The sequence below is a fragment of the Ancylothrix sp. D3o genome (genome assembly GCF_025370775.1).
Lineage (GTDB): Bacteria > Cyanobacteriota > Cyanobacteriia > Cyanobacteriales > Oscillatoriaceae > Ancylothrix.
Genome location: NZ_JAMXEX010000106.1, coordinates 1 through 2,148, shown reverse-complemented (window position 1 = coordinate 2,148; position 2,148 = coordinate 1). Strand labels below are relative to the sequence as shown.

At 46.9% G+C, this 2,148-nt stretch carries 3 protein-coding genes; 1 reads left to right on the top strand and 2 read right to left on the bottom strand.

Translation table 11 applies throughout. The features are described from left to right. Nucleotides 1–68: 68 nt before the first annotated feature. Nucleotides 69–386: a hypothetical protein gene (locus NG798_RS27485; protein WP_261226902.1), complete on the top strand. Its 318-nt coding sequence runs from the start codon at nt 69–71 to the stop codon at nt 384–386. Between the two features lie 252 nt (nt 387–638). Here the strand turns inward: NG798_RS27485 and NG798_RS27480 are convergent, their stop codons facing one another. Further along, the gene (locus NG798_RS27480) at nt 639–1,406 is read right to left on the bottom strand and encodes a phosphotransferase (RefSeq protein ID WP_261226901.1); all 768 of its coding nucleotides are present in this window, start codon (nt 1,404–1,406) and stop codon (nt 639–641) included. Nucleotides 1,407–1,431: 25 nt separating this feature from the next. Continuing rightward, entirely contained in the window at nt 1,432–1,575 is a 144-nt protein-coding gene (locus NG798_RS27475) for a hypothetical protein (RefSeq protein ID WP_261226900.1), read from the bottom strand. Nucleotides 1,576–2,148 lie beyond the last annotated feature (573 nt).

Below are 2,148 nucleotides of genomic sequence, written 5' to 3'. Positions count from 1 at the left end.
GGATAAATAAGTTAAACTATAAAGTCAGACTTAATTTTTGATAAATCACAAGATTTTAGACAAACAATATGCCTCAAGAAATCCGTCAAGAAGTCGTTAAATTAGCCACTGAATTACCAGATGAACTGTTGGCAGAAGCTCTGGTATTTTTACAGACTCTCACCCAAAGAGGACAGAAAACTGAATCGGATAACTCTGTAACCTCTGAAGCGTCTGATTTTGATAAGGCAATGGCAGCTTATCAAGTGATTAGTGAAAAGTATAAAAATGCTTTACGAGAATTAGCGAGGGGGAATGAACCGATATGGATGTCTGAAGAAATTGCTAGAGCCATTCATCGTAAAGTTTTCTTAAGGAATCTTACGCCCAGGCTAGTACATACTTAAGGCGTAGAATATCTCTGCTCACTGGCAATAAACCATCACGAGCAACACAAACTCAGTCACCGGCCACCGGCCACCGGCTACCGGGCAATAATCCCAGAACCACCGGCCCTCTATTCTACCGACACCTCATAGATTCAGCCCCAGAACCAACCGACTCATTAATCAACCGATTAACAACCGCATAACCAGCGGCCCCTATTAAAGCAACACCATCCCAGAGATTCCGGTGTCACAGACCGGCTTTCTAGGTAACTATTCAGTAAATAATGAAGCATCCTCACCAATACGTTGCAATATCTTCAGGCCAATCGCAGCGTATTGTGGGCTACCAATTAATCCTATACCTAGTAGCACAACACCAAAATATATCGCCCATCCTTTAGCTCGCAGGAGGGTTTTGTTGGAAGTATGGTATTCTAAAGCGACTTTTTGACGGGTTTGTGGCTCAGAGAAAAGCATCCAAATTGCAGCCAAATCTGTTGCAGGATCACCCGCTGTGATATTTCCCCAATCTATAACGCCTGTGAGCACGCCATTCTCAACCAATACATTGCGGGGGTGAAGATCGCCATGTATCCAGGTTGGTGCTACATCGATTGGCACATCTAATGCTTGCTTCCAAACCTGTTGAATCGCTGGACTAATCAAGGTAGACAGGAACTGCCAGAACCTCTGTACTTGTTTTGAGCGCTGTATTCGTTCTTCAAAAAGCGTGACTTGATGGTCTAGCGGTACACCTCTGAATGGGTTGGAGGGGGCATTCGGTGGTGCAGGAGTATGCAGCGCTCGCAAAAATGCCGCAAATCGTTGTGCTTGATTGTGATTCAATTCTTGCCGGTCAGCAGTTACCCCGCTAAACCAAGAAACAACACTCCATTTCCAGGGATAGCCTTGGCCTGGAAGACCTAATCTGTAAGGGAGGGGAATCGGAATCGGAAGAGTTGGCAATTGGGGGAGCCAATTTTGCTCATGTTCAATGAAAGTGGCAGCAAGTTGGCGACGAGGCAGACGGACAGACAACTGCTCACCTAGTCGAAATATGACATTATCCCAACCTGCATCTACTAGGTGGAGTGGTAAATGTGCGGTTGTCAGGATGTTGTGAGGTTAGAAGAGAGTGAACTAGGGAGCCATCAATTTCAATTTCAGAAGCCGGTGTGGCAATACCAAGGATTTGCTGTGAGCTCATCTATGACCTCCTCAGTTTATCTACACGAACTAAAAAAAGGTACTCACGGAAATTAGCAAATCTGCTGTTAATAGGCTAACAATCTTACAATAATCGGCCCCCACAAACCGTAATCAACCACCGAATATTCACCACGCCGACAAGAGCGCACAGTAGCCATCAGCCTCCGCCTCCCCTGTCAGCGACAACCAGGCATCTACTACCGGCAAGAGGCTACCGAGCAACAATCCCAGAACAACTGGCCCCTCCTATTCAACCGGCCCCAGATTCAGCAGACTAAAAGCCACATAACCACCGGCCATTAACCAGTACCATCAGCCACCGGCCACAAACCAACAGCCGCAACATAAACGAGAGTATTAGCCACCGGCCACCGGCCACCAGGTCACAATTCCAAACCCACCGGCCTCTCTATTCAACCGACATCCCAGAGATTAAGCCCATCAACCAACCGGCCCGCCAATCAACCGATTAACAACCGCATAACCACCGGCCTCCTATTCAAGCAACACCACCCCAGAGATTTAGGTGTCACAGACCAGGCTTTTGGGTACTTATCCAGTAACGGAATCT

Coding starts and splice junctions, on each gene's coding strand:
- NG798_RS27475 (WP_261226900.1), bottom strand. CDS start 1,575: ATGAGCTCACAGCAAATCCTTGGTATTGCCACACCGGCTTCTGAAATT.
- NG798_RS27485 (WP_261226902.1), top strand. CDS start 69: ATGCCTCAAGAAATCCGTCAAGAAGTCGTTAAATTAGCCACTGAATTA.